The organism is Streptomyces sp. H27-H5 (genome assembly GCF_026627505.1).
Lineage (GTDB): Bacteria > Actinomycetota > Actinomycetes > Streptomycetales > Streptomycetaceae > Streptomyces.
In genome coordinates this window covers 59,723-77,653 of record NZ_JAPNLK010000044.1, presented here as the reverse complement: position 1 = coordinate 77,653, position 17,931 = coordinate 59,723, and the positions used below count along the sequence as shown (strand labels likewise).

At 71.0% G+C, this 17,931-nt stretch carries 18 protein-coding genes, 2 tRNA genes and 1 pseudogene; 15 read left to right on the top strand and 6 right to left on the bottom strand.

Annotation, left to right across the window (positions count from 1 at the left end):
- Nucleotides 1-238: 238 nt before the first annotated feature.
- Genes OTB19_RS22350 through OTB19_RS22335 form a run of 4 tightly spaced genes read left to right on the top strand, consistent with a single transcriptional unit; the run spans nt 239 to nt 3,796 of the window.
- On the top strand, nt 239-967 hold the full coding sequence (locus tag OTB19_RS22350; RefSeq protein ID WP_267800141.1) for a DNA cytosine methyltransferase: 729 nt from the start codon (nt 239-241) through the stop codon (nt 965-967).
- Entirely contained in the window at nt 964-2,376 is a 1,413-nt protein-coding gene (gene repSA / locus OTB19_RS22345; RefSeq protein WP_267800140.1) for a replication initiator protein RepSA, read from the top strand. The genes OTB19_RS22350 and repSA overlap by 4 nt, the downstream gene beginning before the upstream one ends.
- On the top strand, nt 2,364-2,570 hold the full coding sequence (locus tag OTB19_RS22340) for an excisionase family DNA-binding protein (protein WP_267800139.1): 207 nt from the start codon (nt 2,364-2,366) through the stop codon (nt 2,568-2,570). Before repSA ends, OTB19_RS22340 begins: the two co-directional genes overlap by 13 nt.
- Nucleotides 2,558-3,796 (top strand): site-specific integrase, encoded by a 1,239-nt coding sequence (locus OTB19_RS22335; protein ID WP_267800138.1) that lies wholly within the window; start codon nt 2,558-2,560, stop codon nt 3,794-3,796. Before OTB19_RS22340 ends, OTB19_RS22335 begins: the two co-directional genes overlap by 13 nt.
- A gap of 78 nt (nt 3,797-3,874) precedes the next feature.
- On the opposite strand, the gene OTB19_RS22330 is transcribed toward OTB19_RS22335, so the two are convergent.
- Together OTB19_RS22330 and OTB19_RS22325 are read right to left on the bottom strand one after the other, a co-directional pair.
- Nucleotides 3,875-3,947, bottom strand: a tRNA-Arg gene (locus OTB19_RS22330).
- 387 nt (nt 3,948-4,334) lie between these two features.
- A tRNA-Ser gene (locus OTB19_RS22325) sits at nt 4,335-4,425 on the bottom strand.
- 336 nt (nt 4,426-4,761) lie between these two features.
- On the opposite strand from OTB19_RS22325, the gene OTB19_RS22320 reads away from it, so the two are divergent.
- From OTB19_RS22320 to OTB19_RS22310, 3 genes are all read left to right on the top strand, one after another.
- Nucleotides 4,762-5,196 carry an SSI family serine proteinase inhibitor gene (locus tag OTB19_RS22320; RefSeq protein ID WP_267800137.1) on the top strand — a complete coding sequence of 145 codons (435 nt, stop codon included), beginning with the start codon at nt 4,762-4,764 and terminating at the stop codon, nt 5,194-5,196.
- A gap of 119 nt (nt 5,197-5,315) precedes the next feature.
- Nucleotides 5,316-8,693, top strand: a complete 3,378-nt coding sequence (locus OTB19_RS22315) for a PAS domain-containing protein (protein WP_267800136.1) — start codon at nt 5,316-5,318, stop codon at nt 8,691-8,693.
- 13 nt (nt 8,694-8,706) lie between these two features.
- Nucleotides 8,707-9,282, top strand: coding sequence for an antibiotic biosynthesis monooxygenase (locus OTB19_RS22310; RefSeq protein ID WP_267800135.1), 576 nt, complete (start codon nt 8,707-8,709; stop codon nt 9,280-9,282).
- Nucleotides 9,283-9,344: 62 nt separating this feature from the next.
- On the opposite strand, the pseudogene OTB19_RS22305 reads toward OTB19_RS22310, so the two are convergent.
- From OTB19_RS22305 to OTB19_RS22290, 4 genes and pseudogenes are all read right to left on the bottom strand, one after another.
- Nucleotides 9,345-10,301: pseudogene (locus OTB19_RS22305) on the bottom strand (AMP-binding protein); the annotation flags it as partial.
- Between the two features lie 35 nt (nt 10,302-10,336).
- The gene (locus OTB19_RS22300) at nt 10,337-11,989 is read right to left on the bottom strand and encodes a recombinase family protein (protein WP_267800134.1); all 1,653 of its coding nucleotides are present in this window, start codon (nt 11,987-11,989) and stop codon (nt 10,337-10,339) included.
- A 32-nt stretch (nt 11,990-12,021) separates the two neighbouring features.
- A complete protein-coding gene (locus OTB19_RS22295) occupies nt 12,022-12,441 on the bottom strand; it encodes a hypothetical protein (RefSeq protein WP_267800133.1) in 420 nt (139 codons plus the stop codon).
- 16 nt (nt 12,442-12,457) lie between these two features.
- On the bottom strand, nt 12,458-12,904 hold the full coding sequence (locus OTB19_RS22290) for a helix-turn-helix domain-containing protein (RefSeq protein WP_267800132.1): 447 nt from the start codon (nt 12,902-12,904) through the stop codon (nt 12,458-12,460).
- A 277-nt stretch (nt 12,905-13,181) separates the two neighbouring features.
- Between OTB19_RS22290 and OTB19_RS22285 the strand changes: the two genes are divergently transcribed.
- From OTB19_RS22285 to OTB19_RS22250, 8 genes are all read left to right on the top strand, one after another.
- A complete protein-coding gene (locus tag OTB19_RS22285; RefSeq protein ID WP_267800131.1) occupies nt 13,182-13,406 on the top strand; it encodes an XRE family transcriptional regulator in 225 nt (74 codons plus the stop codon).
- Nucleotides 13,403-13,606 carry a hypothetical protein gene (locus tag OTB19_RS22280; RefSeq protein WP_267800130.1) on the top strand — a complete coding sequence of 68 codons (204 nt, stop codon included), beginning with the start codon at nt 13,403-13,405 and terminating at the stop codon, nt 13,604-13,606. Before OTB19_RS22285 ends, OTB19_RS22280 begins: the two co-directional genes overlap by 4 nt.
- A 67-nt stretch (nt 13,607-13,673) precedes the next feature.
- A complete protein-coding gene (locus OTB19_RS22275) occupies nt 13,674-14,048 on the top strand; it encodes a hypothetical protein (RefSeq protein ID WP_267800129.1) in 375 nt (124 codons plus the stop codon).
- A complete protein-coding gene (locus tag OTB19_RS22270) occupies nt 14,045-14,419 on the top strand; it encodes a hypothetical protein (protein ID WP_267800128.1) in 375 nt (124 codons plus the stop codon). The genes OTB19_RS22275 and OTB19_RS22270 overlap by 4 nt, the downstream gene beginning before the upstream one ends.
- Complete coding sequence (locus OTB19_RS22265; RefSeq protein ID WP_267800127.1) at nt 14,416-15,444, top strand: ERF family protein; 1,029 nt, start codon at nt 14,416-14,418, stop codon at nt 15,442-15,444. The genes OTB19_RS22270 and OTB19_RS22265 overlap by 4 nt, the downstream gene beginning before the upstream one ends.
- The gene (locus OTB19_RS22260; protein ID WP_267800126.1) at nt 15,441-16,145 is read left to right on the top strand and encodes a hypothetical protein; all 705 of its coding nucleotides are present in this window, start codon (nt 15,441-15,443) and stop codon (nt 16,143-16,145) included. The genes OTB19_RS22265 and OTB19_RS22260 overlap by 4 nt, the downstream gene beginning before the upstream one ends.
- Before the next feature lie 50 nt (nt 16,146-16,195).
- Nucleotides 16,196-17,767 carry a DNA cytosine methyltransferase gene (locus OTB19_RS22255; protein WP_267800125.1) on the top strand — a complete coding sequence of 524 codons (1,572 nt, stop codon included), beginning with the start codon at nt 16,196-16,198 and terminating at the stop codon, nt 17,765-17,767.
- The gene (locus tag OTB19_RS22250) at nt 17,764-17,913 is read left to right on the top strand and encodes a hypothetical protein (RefSeq protein ID WP_267800124.1); all 150 of its coding nucleotides are present in this window, start codon (nt 17,764-17,766) and stop codon (nt 17,911-17,913) included. The genes OTB19_RS22255 and OTB19_RS22250 overlap by 4 nt, the downstream gene beginning before the upstream one ends.
- Nucleotides 17,914-17,931: the final 18 nt, after the last annotated feature.

Genomic DNA, 17,931 nt, shown 5'->3' with positions numbered 1-17,931 from the left:
ATTTCACTTCAGAGGTGCCTTGCTGGTTGGTACTGGTGGAAGCGTCAGAACTCCCATCATCCCAGGTCAGCAGGCACCTCTTCTGGTTTCTCCGTCCACAGCCCGACCACTACACGGTGGATCGAGGTTCAGCGCCGCCGGACTACGTGCGGGAAACACCGATCTGCCCCTGTGTCACCAGGCCTTGGATGACATCGCCCGTGGATACGACTCTCGAAGCACCTTGCTGGCCGCGTGCATGGACTCGCGATCCCTGCTCGTCGTTGAGCCCCTGCGCTACGCCCTCGCCCTGCGCCCGGACTGGATCGCCCTCGAAGAAGTTCCCGCGGTGCTGCCCTTGTTCGAGCACACGGCGCGCCTCTTGGCCGGCGCCGGCTACTCGACCTGGACCGGTGTACTCAATGCCGCCGACTTCGGCTTGGCACAGACCCGGCGCCGCGCCTTCCTCCTCGCCTCCCGCACCCGCCCCGCGCTGCCACCGGAACCCACCCACGCTGACGGCGGCACCCTCGCTGACCTCTTCGGCGACGGACTTCCCTCTTGGCGGACCATGGGCGACGTCTTGGGCTGCGCGCCGGGTGACGTGATCACACGTGGAAACCACACCACCGGGGGCAGCCGATTCCCCACCACCGGCCCGTCATGGGCAATCACCGGAAGGGCGCGCTCCTGGATGCTCAGGGTCGGCAACCGGCCCGCCTCAACCCGCCGTCGACTTGATCAGCCGGCCCCCACCCTCCTGTTCGCCAAGGCCCTCAACGACGTCTCTTGGATCGAGGCCGACGGCACCGCGATTCGCCGCTTGTCCGTCGCGGAGGCCGCCGTCCTCCAAGGCTTCTCCGCCACCTACCCGTGGGCCGGCTCCCGCACCAAGCAGTTCGAGCAGATCGGCAACGCGGTCCCCGCCCCACTCGCCACCGCCGTTCTGCGCTCGCTGGTACCGGTCCGGCTGGAGCTGGCCGCATGACCGACGCCGCCACCCTGGCGGGCCTGGACCCGGCCACCCTGAGCGATCTGCTCCGCGTGGCCGGGGCCCCCGGCTTCGACCGCCTCCACGAACAGATCCACCGAACCGGAGGATGCGCCGCGCCGATCCGCCTCTCCGGCGGCACCAAGCTCATGGACCCGGCCACCCGCACCGTGATCCACGCCTACAACACCGACTCCGAACCCGGCGGCGTCCTCCGCGTCGCCTGCGGCAACCGCCGTGCCTCCCGCTGCCCCGCCTGCGCCTGGACCTACGCCGGCGACACCTACCACCTGATCCGCGCCGGCCTCGTCGGCGACCCCGCCAAGGGCACCCCCGACACGATCCGCGACCACCCCCGCGTCTTCGCCACCCTCACCGCCCCCTCCTTCGGCCCGGTCCACAACCGCCCCGGCACCCGCCCCTGCCGCTGCGGCACCCGCCACCCCGAGGACGCACCCGAACTCGGCACCCCGCTCGACCCGGACACGTACGACTACGCCGGTGCAGTGCTGTGGAACAACCACGCCTCCGAACTGTGGCGCTACTTCACGATCTACCTCCGCCGAGAGATCGCCGCCCGCGCCGGCCTGACACAGAAAGCCGCCCGCGAACAGTCCCGCGTCTCCTTCGGCAAGGTCGCCGAGTACCAGAAGCGCGGAGCCGTGCACTTCCACGCCGTGATTCGCTTCGACGGACCGGACGGCCCCCACAGCCCACCACCCGCCTGGGCCACTCTCGACCTCCTCACCGACGCCATCCGCGCCGCCGCCACCCGCGCCCGCGTCGTGGTGCCCGCCAACCCGGACCACGGCTATGCCAACGACTGGGTGCTCCTGTGGGGCGATCAGCTCGACGTGCAGCCCATCGGCGCCTTCGGCAACGGGGAAGACCTGACGGAACAGGCGGTCGCCTCCTACGTCGCCAAGTACGCCACCAAGGCCGCCGAGACCACCGGCACCGTGGACCATCCGGTGGGCAACAAGGAGGCGCTTCTCCTCCTCGGCGTTCCCGACCACCCCCGCCGGCTCATGGAAGCCTGCATGGACCTCGACCGCGCCTACCCCGAACGCCGACTGCGGGCCTGGGCTCACATGCTCGGCTTCCGCGGGCACTTCTCCACCAAGTCCCGCCGATACTCGACCACCCTCGGCGCCTTACGCCAGGTCCGCGCGGACTACCGCGCCGCCCAACAACGCGCCTCGCTCGGCCTGCCCGACCCCGACGACCACCCGGAGACCACCCTCCTCGTCGTCGCCCACTGGTCCTACGCCGGCCACGGCCACACGCCCGGTGAATCCTGGCTCGCCGCCAACGTCCGTCGGGACCTCCAGCACAACCGTGAACACGCTCGCGAGATGCGGGCCGAACTGTCCGAATCGGAAGGAGAGACCGCGTGGCTGCCGTAGTCATCCAGCGGAAGTGGCACACCACCGCCGAGGTCGCCGAAATGCTCGGCTTCGGCCTGTCCAAGACCAAGATGCTCGTGCTCACCGGGGAGATCCGTTCGGTGAAGGTGGGGCGCAACCGCCGCATCCTCCCGGCCTGGGTCGATGAGTACATCGAGCGCATCACCGCGGGCGCCGAGGGGTGGGCGGCATGAGCGGCAAGCGGGGCAACGGTGAGGGCTCGATCTACCCGTACAAGAACGGCTACGCCGCCTACGTCTGGGTCACCAAGCCGGACGGCAAGCGCGCCCGGAAGTACGCCTACGGGAAGACGCGCGAGGAGGTCCACGAGAAGTGGCTGAACCTGCACGCGGAAGCGAAAAGAGGGCCCGTCGCCACCCGGCACCGGACGGTCTCCGCCTTCCTCTCCTACTGGCTCGACTCGATCGTGAAGCCCAACCTGGCCCCGCTCTCCTACGTCTCGTACGAGGGATACGTGCGGCTCTACATCGCCCCGCACCTCGGCACCAGGCGGATCGACAAGCTGACCGTCCGGGACGTGCGCGAGTGGCTGACCAAGCTGGCGACGATCTGCCAGTGCTGCGCCCAGGGCAAGGACGCGAAGCGAGCCCCCGAGAGTCGCCGGTGCTGTGCCGTGGGTGACTGCTGCGAGTCTTACCCGTCCCGACGCGTGATCCAGGGTTCGCGTGACGCGCTGCGGGCCGCCCTCACCCACGCCGTCACCGAGGAGGAGATCGGCAAGAACGTCGCCTCCCTCGTGAAGGTGCCCAAGCCTCGCCGCAAGCGGATCAAGCCGTGGTCCGTGGTCGAGGCGGGCCGGTTCCTGGCGGACGGAGTCGTACGGGAAGATCAGCTCTTCGCCGCGTGGATGCTCGTCCTCTGCCTCGGGCTGCGCCGCGGGGAGGTGCTGGGTCTGACGTGGAAGTCGATCGACTTCGACGCCGGTGAGCTGTACGTCGATCATCAGATCCAGCGGGCCGGCCGGCAGATCCTGCACCGGGAGACCAAGACCGAGGACTCTGACGACTTCCTGCCGCTGCCCTCCCTCTGCCTCAAGGCACTGCGGATGCGGCGGGCTCAGCAGATCGGGGACCGGAAGGCGGCCGGTGAGCTGTGGCAGGACGGTCACGGCCTGGTCTTCACGACGAAGTACGGGACGCCGATCGAGCCGGGGAACCTGACCCGAATGTTCGCGCTGCGGGCTCGACGGGCCGGCCTGCGGGTGATCCCGCTCCGGAACACCCGGCACACGTGCAGCTCGCTCCTGGTCGCGCTCAAAGTCCACCCGAAGGTGGCCCAGCGGATCCTTCGGCACTCGCAGATCGCCATGACGATGGAGGTCTACGCCGAAGCGAGCGAGGAAGAGGTGCGAGACGCGATCGGCAAGCTGTCCGAGGCGATGGGGGGCAACGGCGGCTGAGGCGGTTGCTGTACTTCGCTGCTGTACCGCCTAAACGGCAGAGGCCCCAGACTCTCGTCTGGGGCCTCTGGCCTGCTGTGCACTCGGCAGGATTCGAACCTGCAACCTTCTGATCCGTAGTCAGATGCTCTATCCGTTAAGCTACGAGTGCTTGGGCTTCCCGGGGTTTTGCGCCCCGTTGGCCTTGCGAGAACAACAATACATGGACCTCGGCGGGACGCGAAATCCATTAGCCCCACCGCTACTGACCTGCGAAAACGCCCCAGAAGAAGATCATCTGGCCGGTTTCGGAAAGTGCCCCCGACCGGGCTGCCGAGGGGTCCGCGAGGGCTCGCGGCGTGATCACGGGCGCGGAACCCCGCCGCGGCGCGCCGGGACCGGGGAGCGGCCGGAAGCCGTCGACGAGTCGTCCGGAAAACACCCACGCGGCATTCATGCGAAGACGATCACAGCGATCACGGGGATCACGAGACGGCGGCCCGAAGAGGCCCGAACGCACCGAAGCCCCGGTCCTGAGGACCGGGGCTTCGGTGAGGTGCGGAGGCGGAGGGATTTGAACCCTCGATGGGGGGTAAGCCCCAAACCGCATTAGCAGTGCGGCGCCATAGACCGGACTAGGCGACGCCTCCAGCACACCCCCGCGTACGAAGGTGCGTGCAGATGATGACATAGGCCCGGGGCCGGTCACCAATCCGCTCCCACGGTACAAGGAACGACAGGTCCAGGGCAAAGGCTTAGGAGCCCGCGCGCGGCACCGGTGTCGAGGGGCTTGAGGCGGGCGTACGGCGGGCGCGGTGAGGGACGCACCAACGGGTGTACCGGCGGGCGTTCCGCGGAACCGGGCAGCCGTCCCGAAGGCGGCGGCGCGCGGGGCACGCACACACGCACGCAGCGGACCGCGCGCAACGTCGGGGCCGGCACGTCGTTGGTGAGGCGTACGACGTACGGACGACCTGGAGTGCCACATGCTGCGTCTCGCCGCCTTCGCCGTCACCTCCGCCCTGGCCGCAGCGGCCGCCGGACCGCTGCCACCCTTGCCCCTGAACCTGCTGTCGGCGCCGGCGGCTGCTCCCGACCGGCTGACCGTCGCCGTGTCCAACACCGGCAACCCGCTCGCCGACGGCGACTACTCCCTTGAGTGCGACCCGGTCGGCGGCAACCACCCCCGAGCCCAGGACGCCTGCGCCCGGCTCGACACCTTCGCGAAGAACGGCGAGAACCCCTTCGCTCCCCTCTCGAAGCGGCAGTTCTGCACCATGGTCGACGGCGGGCCCGCCACCGCCCGGATCACCGGTACGTGGGACGGGAAGAAGGTGGACGCGACGTTCCGGCGAACGAACGGATGCGACATCGCCCGTTGGAACAACATGGAACCTGTGCTTCCGAGTGGGCGTGCCTGACCTGGGAGGATGCGAAGGATGGGCGGAATACACCGCACATCCGCCGCCCCGCCGAGGGCCCGTGCCCTTAGACTCCTCCCGTGACATGCCGGTAGTCGTGGTCAGGGAGGAAGCTCGTCGTGAGCAGCAGGCCATCCCGAGGCGCTGCTCGCCTCGCAGCAATACTCGACGCTCTTCCCGACGCGCTGTTGCTCGTCAACGCCAACGGCACGGTCGTCAACGCGAATTCGATCGCCCTCGAAATCATGGAGAGTCCCGGCACCGGGCTCGTCGGGCGCGGTGTGCTCGACCTGCTGCCCGAGTTCGACTCCAAGTTGATCCCCGGCTCCATGCGTCGGCCCGGCGACGACGAGGGCGGGCGCGCCAAGCCGAAGCGGATGACCGCGCGGCGCACCGACGGAACCGAGTTCCCCGTCGAGGTCACCAGCGCCCACCTCGACGGCCGCGACGCCTACCGCGAGCCCGCCCCGTCCTACACCGGTGACGAACTGCTCATGCTCGTCGTACGGGATCTTTCCGAGACGGTGGACACCGAGGCCGAGCTGGCCCGTTCCCAGCGGCAGACCGAGATGATCCTGCGGGCCGCCGCCGAGGGCGTGGTGGGTACCGACACCGACGGTCGGGTCGTGCTGGTCAATCCGGCCGCGGCGCAGATCCTCGGATACCGGGCCACCGACCTCGGCAACCGCGAGCTGCACGGGCTGATCCAGCACTCCCGCGCCGACGGCTCGCCGTTCCCGTTCGAGGAATCGCCCCTCGCCGACACCCTGCGCAGCGGGCGCAAGCACCGGGTCCGCGGCCAGGTCCTGTGGAACAAGTCGGGACAGCCCGTCTCCGTCGACCTCACCACCTCGCCCGTACGGGACGGGGAGCTGCTCGTCGGCGCCGTCATGACGTTCACGGACCGGCGGCCGTACGACGCCCTCGCGGCCCGCAACGCCCAGTTGATGGCGCTGCTCGACGACTCCCTGCGCGGTCCGCTGGCCGAACTGCGCCGCGAACTGGCGACTCTGGCGGCCGACGACGCCGGTCAGCTGTGGCCGGAGGCCAACCAGCTGCTGCACCACCTGGCCGCCGGGTACTCGCGGATGACCACGCTCGTGGACAACGTGCTCGGCTTCCAACGGCTGGACGCGGGCAGCGACAAGCTCGACAAGAAGAAGGTCCTGATCAACACGGTCGTCGCGGCCGGCGTCGACGGCGCGGTCGAGCTGATCGGGCCGGGCCGGGCGCAGTTCGCCGTGCACGCGCCGACCATCGAGGCCGAGGTGGACGCGGACCGTGTCGCGGCCGCCCTCGCGCATCTGGTCGCGGACGTGGCCGGGGTGGACGCCACCGGCAAGACCGCACAGGGCAGCGGGTACGCCGACTCGACGATCGTCGTGGCCGCCGCGCAGCGCGGTGACGTCGTACGGATCGAGGTGCGCGGGCCCTACGAGGGGGGCAACCCCGTGCACGAGCCGATCGTGCGGGGCATCGTGGCCGCGCACGGCGGTGTGTTGCAGACGGTCGAGGTCCCGGGTGCGCCGGGCGGTGCGTACGTGCTGGAGTTCCCGCTGGGTGCGGGAGCCGGCACGGTGACCCTGCCGGAACCGCCGAAGGAGCCCGAGGACAAGGCTCCCGAGGACAAGCCGGGCCACGACGGCAAGGGCGAGTCCGGCGGCCGGCGCGCACGGCGCAGCGGCGTGGACGCGTTCCTGGACGACGAGGCCGAGGAGCCGAAGGCCCCCGAGGGGCGCGGCCCCGGCCAGGGTGGCGGCGGGAGCGCGCTGGCGCTGCCGTCCGGACGGCGACGGGCCGACGGCAGCCCCGCCGACTCCGGTCCGACGGGATCCGGGCTGGCGCAGTCCCCGGTGAACCCGGCGGGCCTGGGCACCGGACGCCGCCGGGGTCGGGACGGCGACGGCAGCGGGAACGGCGCCGCGGCCGGCCCCGCCCGAGGTCCCCAGAACGGTGTGAACGGCGGCCAGGGCGGCTCCGGTCGGCCCGTGCCCCCGCAGGGCAACGCGATGCCCGCGCTGCCGCCCGTACCGCCGGTCCCGGTGTCCGAGCATCCCGCGGGGCGACGGCGGGCGCTGGGGCCCGCGGGTCCGCCCGCGCAGCCCGGCGGGCCCGTACCTGCGACCGGCCTCGTACCGCCCGTCCCGCAGCGCCCCATCGCCCCCGAGGGCGGCTTCGCGCTGCCCGCCGGCCCGACCCCGGCGGCGAGCCCGGTTCCGGGGCCCGCCCCGGCCGCACCGCAGGCGCCCGCGATGGCCGGTTCCGCGCCCGCTCCCGCCGAGGCCGACTCCGACGCTCCGGGCGGACGCCGCGGCCGGCGGGTGCTCGGTGCCCCGGCCTCGGAGCCCGAGAGCCCCGACACCGCGCCCGAGGCAGGTGCGCAGGAAGCCGCCGACCCGGCCCACCCCACCGGTCGGCGCCGCGCCCTGCCCGCCACCCCGGCGTGGCCGGTACCCGCCGCCCGGACCTCAGTCGAGGACGACCAGGCCGCGTCGGCCGCCGTCCCCGGTGCCCGGCAGCCGCAGGACGCCCCGGCGGAGGCCGCGCAGCCGATCAGCGTGCGCGCCCTCGGCACCCTGGGCCAGGGCATCTCCGTCGACGCGAGCGGCTCCGGTCGCAGGCGCCGACTCGCCGAACCCGCCGCTCAGGGACGTGCCTTCGCCATAGGGGCACCCGAGGCGGGCTCCGCCGAGGGCCCCGAGCCGCTGGACGGCCCCGGTGGCGCCGTCGAGGTGGTCAACCGGCCCGTGCCCCGTCCCGTGGACGACGAACTGCCGCCGGAGCCGTTGGACAACCCGCGCCGGCTGCTCGTGTGGCCCGCGCCCGACGCGCAGACGCAGCAGGCCCTCAGCGACCGCGGCTACCGCCCGGTGATCGTGAACTCCCGCGAGGAGGTGGACGCGCAGATCGCCGCCTTCCCCGCGGCGCTGTTCGTCGACCCGCTGACCGGGCCGATCACCCGGACGGCCCTGCAGTCGCTGCGTCAGGCCGCGGTGGCCGCCGAGGTTCCGGTCCTGGTCACGGCCGGGCTGGGACACGCCACGCGCGAGGCCGCGTACGGCGCCGATCCGGCCGTCCTGCTCAAGGCGCTCGCGCCCCGCGACAGCGAGCAGCACCCGTCCCGGGTCCTGCTGATCGAGGAGCACGAGGAGATCGCCATCGCCCTGAGCGCCGCCCTGGAGCGGCGCGGGATGCAGGTGGCACGGGCGGGCGCCGACACGGACGCCGTCGAGCTGGCGACCCGGATGCGCCCCAACCTGGTGGTCATGGACCTGATGCAGGTCCGGCGCCGTCGGGCCGGGATCGTGGACTGGTTGCGTGCCAACGGACAGTTGAACCGGACCCCGCTGGTCGTCTACACGACCGCCGGGATCGACCCGGCCGAACTGCCGCGGCTGGCCTCGGGCGAGAGCGTCCTGTTCCTCGCCGAACGGGCCACGACCGCGGACGTGCAGGGCCGCATCGTGGACCTGCTGGCAAAGATCGGCACCAACTAGTCATCCTGGCCGCATGGCCATCATCGACACGACCGAGCACACCGTCCCCGCCGACAACGGGGAGGTGAACCTGCTCATCGCCCGTCAGGTGGAGCCGGGCCACGAGGAGACGTTCGAGGCCTGGGCCCACGGGATCCTGGAGACCGCCGCGAGCTTCCCGGACCACCTCGGCTACGGGTTGTTCCGCCCGTCCTCGGAGGGCGGGCCCTGGTTCCTGGTGCACCGCTTCCGCAACGAGGCCGCGTTCCACCGGTGGCAGGACTCCGCCGAGCGGGCGCAGTGGTTCTCCAACTGCCTCGGGCACCACCACACCGAGATAGCCCGGCGGGAACTCCACGGCATGGAGACCTGGTTCGCCAAGCCGGGTACGACCCGGCCCGCGCCGCCGCGCTGGAAGATGGCGATCAGCTCGGGGCTGGCGATCTTCCCGATCTCGCTGGCGGGCAACGCGCTGCTCGGGCCGTACCTGGTGGATCTGCACTTCGTGGTGCGCACGGCGGCGTTCGCGGTCGTCTTCAGCACCCTCATGACCTACGTGGCCATGCCCGCCGTCAGCAAGCTGCTGCGGCCCTGGCTGACCCGGGGCTGACTCCGGCGACGGCGCGTTCCCCTGCTCGTCGCGAGAGATCCACTCACCGCCGCCGAGGGGCGCTAGCCCAGCGTGGTGACCTCCAGTGCCCCGTCCGCGTACTGCTTCCGGATCACCTTCTTGTCGAACTTGCCGACGCTCGTCTTCGGCACCGCGTCCACGAAGGCCCAGCGCTCCGGCAGCTGCCACTTGGCGATCGACTGGGCGAGGAACGCGCGCAGCCCCGCGTAGTCGACGCTCGCGCCCTGCGTGCGGACGACCGTGGCCAGCGGACGCTCGCCCCACTTCTCGTCGGGGACGGCCACGACCGCCGCCTCGGCCACCTCCGGGTGCGCCATCAGCGCGTTCTCCAGCTCGACGCTGGAGATCCACTCGCCGCCGGACTTGATGACGTCCTTGGCCCGGTCGGTCAGCGTGAGGAACCCGTCGGCGCTGATCACGCCGACATCGCCGGTCTTGAGCCAGCCGTCCGCGCTGAACTTGTCCTCGGGACGGAGCGGCTCGCCGTCCGCGCCGCCGTAGTAGGCGCCCGCGATCCAGGTGCCGCGCACCTCCAGCTCGCCCGCCGACCGGCCGTCCCACGGCAGGTGGTCGCCGCCGGGTCCCACCAGGCGCCCTTCGACGCCTGCGGGGAATCGGCCCTGGGTGATCCGGTACGGCCACTCCTCCTCGGCGGTCAGACCGGCCGGCGGGTGCGCCATGGTGCCGAGCGGCGAGGTCTCCGTCATGCCCCAGGCGTGACAGAGGCGGACGCCGAGCTTCTCGTACGCCTCCATGAGGGAGGGCGGACAGGCCGCGCCGCCGATCGTGACCTGCTTCATCGAGGTCAGGTCGCGCGGGTTGGCGGTCACCTCGGCGAGCAGTCCCTGCCAGATGGTGGGGACGGCCGCGGCGTGGGTGGGCTTCTCCCGCTCGATCATCTCGGCGAGCGGGGCGGGCTGAAGGAAGCGGTCCGGCATCAGCATGTTGATGCCGGTCATGAACGTGGCGTGGGGCAGGCCCCACGCGTTCACGTGGAACAGTGCACCTAAAGGGGCAAATAAAAAACTGCTGGTCAGCCGGTCAGTTCGGCCGGTCCGTCCTTACGGGCGACGACCTCGCCCATGATCGGGGCCCACGGGTCCGGCTCGAACACGGGATGCACCTCGACCCGCGTCTCGATCCAGCGCGACCCCTCCGTACGGATGTCGTGGCAGACGATCCGCCGTACCACCTGCCGAAGAAGTGCGTTCTTCTCGATCGCGTCCATGTGCGGCCACGCCTCGATCAGGTCCAGCATCAGGGGTACGTACTCCTCGCGCGTCGGCGTCGTCTCGGCCTCCCCCAGTTCGGCCAACGCCTTCATGATCGATCCCTTCTCGCCGGCGAACTGGTCGCGCACGCGCGCGAAGCTGTCCGCCGGGTACTTACCCGGGTTCATGGCGTTGTCCATGACCAGCCGATCGAGGGCACCCTCGACCTTGCTCAACTTGCCTTGCAGCCGCACCCGCTCACGCTGCACACGTGCGCGCGGGTCCTCGACCGGCTCGGCTCGCTGTTCGGGGATGGACGGCGCGGCGTCGATGCCCGGCGCGGCCTCGCGCTTGAGCCACGTCAACACCTCGCCCTCAACGTACTCGCGCTTGACGCTGATTCCCTTCGGGCAATCGATTCTGTTCGCGTACTTGTTCCGGCTGCACACGAGGATGTGCCCGCGCAGCTGCACGCCCTTGCTGGTGTACGACGCTGCGCTCATGTGGAACCGGCAGTACGCGTGACGGAGCAGGCCCGTTAGGGGGTACGTCGCTTTGCGGGCCCGCGGGGGCGTCGCCTTGACCATCTTCCTGTGCTCCTTGAACGCCTCCCACTGGTCGGGGCTGATGATTCGCGGCTGTGCGCCGGGCAGGTAGATGAACCGGTTGTCGGGGCATCCGCTGGTGGTGCCGCTGCTGTACCCGCAAGGGCACCTCTTGTCGTGGGTCCGCAGGAAGCCGGCGGCGAACCCTGAGTCGAGGTACCGCGAGACGCTGCTCACCCCCCACGCCTTGCCGCGCATGGTGGGAATGGCCAAATCCTCATTGAGCCAGTGCACCAGGGCGTTGAAGCCGTCGTGTTCCTCGATCTTGCGCTCGTACAGTTCCTCAACCACTGACGCGTGGTCAGGGTGCAGCGCGTACCGCTCCTCTTGCAGCCGGATGCCGCTCGGCGCGGTCGCGTCGGGGATGCGTCGCCGGTGCCAGACGTACCCGAACCGCGGGCGGCCGGTGGCGGGCAGCTTGGCGGCGAGCCGGTGCTCGTGGGTCTCTTTCCACTGCTCCCCGGCGCGGTCGCTCTCGAACGCGGCGAACTCCATGTACATGCCGCGCGCGAACCGGCCGATGGCGGTCGACGCGTCTACGGGTTCGGTCGCCGACTCCAGCAGGCCGCCGACGGCCTCGACGCGCGCGAGGTTAGCGGCGTTGCCGGTCCGGTTGCGCCCGAACCTGCTGTACCTCCACACCGCGATGCCGCGTACCTCGCGCCGCTCGATGCGCTCGATACCGCCCATGATCTTTCGTTTGAAGTGGCGCCCGGATTCGTCGAGGTCGACGATCCAATCGACGATGTGGCGCCCGGTGCGCGCGGCCCACTGCTCAATTGCGGTCCGCTGCAATTCGGGGCTGATCTTCTCCTCTTTCCACGTGGACACGCGGATATAGCCGATCCACGGCTCGCCGGCGTGCGGCAAGCCGTGGAACGTGGATGGGATGTCAGGAAGGGTCATACGATCTTCCGTTCGTCGTCGTCGTCTCGGATGAGGCGCAGCGGGCGGACGTTGTCGGGGACAACGGGGCCCGCAGTACCGCCGGCGGCGCGGTCGTCGTCGAGGGTGGCGCGGTCGGCGACCGGCTCGACGTGCGTCCCGCCGTCCGGCGGTGCGGATTTCCTGTTGAGCAGGCCCTTAGCGACGTGTTCGAGGGCGAGGCGGTAACCGGCTTCGTGGGCGTCGGCGACCTGGTCCTCGACTCCGTCATGGGCGCGCTGCGTCTGCCAGTAGCAGAGTGGGGGGAGGCTGGCGAACGCGATCAGGATTCCGGCGCGCGATACGTCGCCCCCGTCTTGGAAGATCCCGAGTAGGCCGATGGTGATGCCTGCTACGAGGATTGCGACGGTCGGGGCGTACATGCTGCGGCCGTTCAACGGTGCCTCCGTGCGTTCAGTGCTCTGCGAGTCGTTCCTCGCCTGTGTCGGGGGGTGGCTGTTGCAGCGTGTTCGCCATGGACACAAAGACGGCACGCTTGTGTGGGTCTGTGATGTTGAGGGCTGTCGCTGCCTGCTCAGGCGTCATCGCGTCCGGGCCGGTCTCCGGCTCCTGTATGGCGACCAGGTCGTCAGTGCTGACGATCCCGGCGCGGAGCAGGACAGTGCCGAGGGTGACGCCGAGGTTTTCGGCGAGCCGGGCGAGTACGTCCATGTCCGTGACGCGCTTGCCTTCGAGCAACCGCCCGACGGTTGACGGGCTAATGCCCGAATCTTCGGCGAAGCGGCTTTTGCCCCCGCTGCGCGCCCCCGATAGGTCGTATCCCTTGGCGGTCAACTGCTGATGGAGCCAGTCCGCGAACTGCTGGGCACGGTCGGTCGCGCCGTGCTTTCTGTTTTTCATGGGTGAAATGTAGCGCGTAGCTGTCTCGCGCGACACATGGTGTTTGAGACATGGCGCGTCGTTGCACCGATCCACCCCCTTTCAGCATGAACACAGGCCGTGACCTGCGCTCTTGTCTCGAACGCACGTCCGATTCTGTACTGGACGTACCCCCCTGTCAACGCCATAACACCCACTGTCACGAGGTCATGACAACCCCACCTAACTTTCACTCCTGAAAGATAGGTGTTACTTTCTGTTCAGACAGGCAGCCTGTCTGACCGGAAAGGAACGGCCCATGTACGACCGTGCGCACCTTGTGGCAGTTGCCACCGACAAAGGCGACCGGCATTACACAGACCTCGCAGCCCGGCTGAAAGTTGCCCCCACAACGGCTTGGCGTTTGTGGACCGGCAAGACCGCGCCGAGTGCCCACCTCGCCGCCGCCGTACAGGACGAGTACGGCATCCCCGCCTCTCGCCTGCTGAAACTGCGCGAGTCGAGCGCCCAGGCCGCCGCATGACCGGCCCCTCGGCCGTCATCCCGCGCGAGGTGGCGTTCGCCAACGCGCGGCGCGTTCTCGACCGCGCCCTCGACCGGATCGCCCGCGACCGGGCCGACGGTCGCCTCGCCCCCGAGGCAGAACTCGCCCTGCGCCGCATCGAGCGCAACCGCCGTGCCCAGCAGGCCGAGCAGGACGCCCCGAACCGCGCCGCCGCCTGACATGCGAAAGGCCGCCCGGTCGCGACCCGGACGGCCCTCCCCGACTGAACCCCGAGAGGTACCGATCGTGAACACCGCTCAGCGTACCGCCCGCCCCCGCGCCGCCGCCGCCGTCGAGGGAGCCCTCGCCGCACGGAAACGCCTCGCCCTCACGGCCGTACTGGCCCGGCAGTTGGACCAGATCGCCCCGGGCACCGCCCGAGTGCGCATCGTCCCCGTGACCACCGACCGCGAGGGCGAGCAGCGCGTCGCGATGTGGGTCGCCCTTGACGACGCCCTCGGACTGCCGCTCAAGGCCGACCGGCTCGCGCACCGCGCCGCCCTCGGCCTGCTGCGCCGGGCGTTCCCCGCCGCCAACTGGACCCGCCCGCACGCCTACGACGCCGCGACCGGCGACCTCGCCCTCGACGCGCCGACCCTGCCCGAGGAGCTGCACCGATGATCCGCCCCCAGCTGTCCGCCGACGGCCTCGCCGTCCGTCTGCCGATCGCCGCCCGCGCCGAGCAGCTGCTCGACGACCTCGCCCTCGCGTACGTCGAGGACCCCGACACCCTCGGCGCCCTGCTCGCCCACCACGGCGAGAACGTCGCCGCCCTCGACCGCGCGATCTACGGGCACGACGTGCCCGAGTACGAACGGGCGATGCGCGCCGCCGCCGCCGACGGGAGCCGCGAGGCTCTGGCCGCCGAGGCCCCGATCGCCGCCGACCTCGACGACCTGCTCGACCCCGATTCGGCGATCACCCTCGCCGGCCGTATCACCCGCCTCGCCGGTCGCATCCGGCACAGCAAGCCCAGGAGCCCGCGCCCGTGACCGTCACCCAGCTGCACCCGAACCAGCCTGCCCCCGTCCCCGTGGCCGCCCAGGACGCCGCGCCCGTCCGGACGGCGTACGAGCCCGCGCCGCCCGGTGCTCCCGCCGACTCCCCGCGCGTGTTCCAGGTCATCCACGGCGTGATGAAAGACGTGATGCCGGTCAGCAAGGACCAGCAGAACACCCAGCAGAACTACGCGTTCCGGGGTGTCGATGACGCGATGTCCGCCATGGCGGGCCCGATGCGCAACCACGGCTGTTTCATCGCGCCCGAGGTCGTCGAGCACCGGCAGCGCCCGCGCGGCGAGAAGGGCACACACACCGTTCTCAAGATGCTGTATCGCATCTACGGGCCCGCTGGTGACTGCCTGCTCGTGACCCTGCCCGGCGAAGCCATGGACAGCGGCGACAAGAGCACCAACAAGGCCATGAGTGCCGCCCTCAAGTACATGTTGTTCTGGGTGTTCATGATCCCGGTCGACTCCCGTTCGGTCGACGACAGCGACCGCGACACCGCGCCGATCCCCACCGCGCCGCAGCAGCGCCCGCAGGGCGGGCAGGGTGGGCAGCAGCCGCGCCGCAGCAGCCGCGCCGAGCCGGGGCCGTGGGAGCAGGAGAACCCCGCCCAGCAGCAGCGCCAGCAGCGCCGCGACTACCTCGCCGAGGCCAAGGCGGCACCGAACCCCGATGCGTTCGCCAAGGTGCGCGCCGACGCCGTCGCCGCCGGGGCCCCACCCGAGTTCGTCGCCCAGCTGGACCAGATCGCCGAGGCGAGGCGCAAGGCCGCCCAGAAGCCGCAGCAGCAGGCGCCCGCCGCCCAGCAGCAGCGGAAGCCGGTCGAGGAGCAGGCCGCCGCCGTGGGCGAGTTCTACGACGCCGCCCGCAGCGCGGGCGTGACCGACCGCGCCGAGGTCGAGCAGCTGTTCAGTTCCAAGTACGGCTGCACCTCGGCCGAGGGCACCCCCGAGCAGCTGCGCGAGATGCGCGACGACCTGCTCGACGCCGTGAAGGGGGCGAGCACATGAGCGCGCCCACGTTCGACAGCCCGATCGATCAGCACCACTACGACACGATCACGGACCGCATCGGCATGAACCGGCTCGCCGCCGAGGCTGACGCCGCCGCCGGTCGCGAGCCGACGTTCGACGAGCAGCCGCTCGACGCCGAGCCCGCCGTCGCGCCGCCGGTCGAGTCGCTGCGCGACCTCGCCACCGAGGCCGCCGTGTTGAAGCTGCTTTCCGAGCGGGTGGCCGCCGCTCAGAAGGACGTGAAGGCGCGCACACAGCAGGCCCTCGACGCCGCCGAGAAGCGCGACGGGACCGAGCGCGTCGTCGCGTCCCTGCCGACCGGCGAGCAGGTCGCCACGATCTCGCTGCGCAAGGGCGAGACGGGGCCGGTCGTCACCGACGAGGAAGCCCTCGCCCGGTGGGTCCGCAAGACGTGGCCCGACGAGGAGTGGACCACGACCCGGATCGTGCGCGAGGTCAAGCCGTGGAAGCTCGCGGAACTGCTCGCCGAGATGGACGCGGCCGGGTCCGCGAAGGTGGCCGACAAGACCACGGGTGAAGTGCACGACGTGCCCGGCGTCCTGATCAAGCCGACCAGGGCGAGGACGTACGCGATCACGTGGCGCAAGGGCGGGAAGGACACGACCGCCGAGGCGTGGCGTTCCGGCGCCCTCGCGCAGCAGCTCGCCGCGATCACGGCGGGGGGCGAGGCAGCATGACGCGCACCCTCGACCGAGCCGAGCAGCTGATCGCCGAGCGGTTCACCGACGTGCCCGGACAGCTCGCCCTCGACGTGGCCGACGGGTTGCGGATCGGTTCCCTGTGCTCCGGATACGGCGGCCTCGACATGGCCGTCATGGACCTGCTCGGCGCAACGGTGGCGTGGCACTGCCAGTACGACCCCGACGACAAGCACCAGTACGCCGCGCGCATCCTCGCGCACCACTGGCCCCACGTGCCCAACCACGGCGACGTGACGGCCGTCGACTGGTCGGCCGTCGAGCCGGTCGACATCCTCACGGCCGGTTTCCCGTGCCAAGACGTGAGCCTCGCCGGCAAGCGCGCGGGCGTCATCGGCGACACGGTCGTACCCGCGGGCGCGCTGCTGTGCGGCAACTGCCGGTGGGGCGACCACGACCACGCGACGTGTGAGGCCGCCTCGCCGTCCGGGGCCGTCCCCTCGCGCCTGTCCGGCATGGCCGCCGCCGCCGCGGTTGCCGAACTCAACACCCGCGACCTCGCCGACCCGGCGGGCCCGCCGCCCGAGCGCGTAATCAAGGGCACCAGGTCCGGCCTGTGGTTCCACGTCGCCCGCGCGATAGCCATCCTCCGACCCCGATTGGTAGTGATCGAGAATGTTCGCGGACTCCTCTCCGCCAAGGCCGTTCGCGGTGTGGGACCAGACGGCACGCCTGTGGATGAGGACGGCGGAGACGCCGACACTCTTCGAGCTGTCGGCGCCGTTCTCGGCGACTTGGCCGACCTCGGGTTCGATGCGGAATGGCACGTGCAGCGCGCATCCGAAATCGGGGCCCCGCACCAGCGTGAGCGCGTTTTCATCATCGCGTGGCCTGCTGCCGACACCGACCACGAGCGAGTGGAACGGGCCGGGGGCCCCGGACGGGAACCGCAACGACACGTTGCGCGCCCGCATCGCGCAGCTGCCGACGCCCAGGGCGAGGGACAGCAAGGGCGTGGGGTTCGAGGACGGCCTACCGGCGGTCGTCCGGCTGCTCAAGACCCCGACCGCTCAACTCGCGGTGAACGGGGGGTCGCAGCACCCGGACAAGAGGAAGCGGGGCGGGCACGGCCCGACTCTCGCCGACGAGGTCGAGCACCTGTTGCCGACGCCGAGGGCGAGCGACACGGGGACGCCCGGCCGACGGGCGAGCGAGGGATTCCGGCCGCCGCTGTCCGAAGTGGTGTTGCCGATGTTCCCGACCCCGCGAGCGCTGGACGGGGCGAAGGGAGCAGTATCCCGGACGGAATCGACGGAACGCCGAGTGCAGGAGGGGAAGGCGAACCTTCCCGAGATGGTGCTCAGCGCGTTTCCGGCGACCGCATCGAGTGGGGGCAGTACGCCCCCGCGGTCGAGCGGTGGGAAGCGGTCACGGGCCGACCGGCACCCCGGCCAACTGACGATCGAGGCCGCCTGACCGCCGAGTTCGTCGAGTGGATGATGGGCCTCGCCCACGGCCACGTGACGGCCGTGCCGGGCCTGTCCCGACCGGCCCAGCTCAAGGCGTTGGGGAACGGCGTCGTGCCCCAGCAGGCCGCGCACGCGATCCGGTTCCTGCTGTACCGCGCCGATATCGCCGAGCGGTTCGGCCTCGCCGCGTGAGCGCCGCCGAGCCCCCGCCGCCGCCCGCGTGCGACCACGGCAACCCCCGATGCGGCGACCGGCCCGTACGCCCGTACGTGTGCGGGTGGCGGTGCGAGGAGCACCAGCCCGCGCGGACGCGCCCCTACTTCCAGCGCGCCCAGTGAACGCCCCGGGGCGAGGAC

Coding starts and splice junctions, on each gene's coding strand:
- OTB19_RS22350 (WP_267800141.1), top strand. CDS start 239: ATGGACTCGCGATCCCTGCTCGTCGTTGAGCCCCTGCGCTACGCCCTC.
- repSA (WP_267800140.1), top strand. CDS start 964: ATGACCGACGCCGCCACCCTGGCGGGCCTGGACCCGGCCACCCTGAGC.
- OTB19_RS22320 (WP_267800137.1), top strand. CDS start 4,762: ATGCTGCGTCTCGCCGCCTTCGCCGTCACCTCCGCCCTGGCCGCAGCG.
- OTB19_RS22310 (WP_267800135.1), top strand. CDS start 8,707: ATGGCCATCATCGACACGACCGAGCACACCGTCCCCGCCGACAACGGG.
- OTB19_RS22290 (WP_267800132.1), bottom strand. CDS start 12,904: ATGAAAAACAGAAAGCACGGCGCGACCGACCGTGCCCAGCAGTTCGCG.
- OTB19_RS22285 (WP_267800131.1), top strand. CDS start 13,182: ATGTACGACCGTGCGCACCTTGTGGCAGTTGCCACCGACAAAGGCGAC.
- OTB19_RS22280 (WP_267800130.1), top strand. CDS start 13,403: ATGACCGGCCCCTCGGCCGTCATCCCGCGCGAGGTGGCGTTCGCCAAC.
- OTB19_RS22270 (WP_267800128.1), top strand. CDS start 14,045: ATGATCCGCCCCCAGCTGTCCGCCGACGGCCTCGCCGTCCGTCTGCCG.
- OTB19_RS22260 (WP_267800126.1), top strand. CDS start 15,441: ATGAGCGCGCCCACGTTCGACAGCCCGATCGATCAGCACCACTACGAC.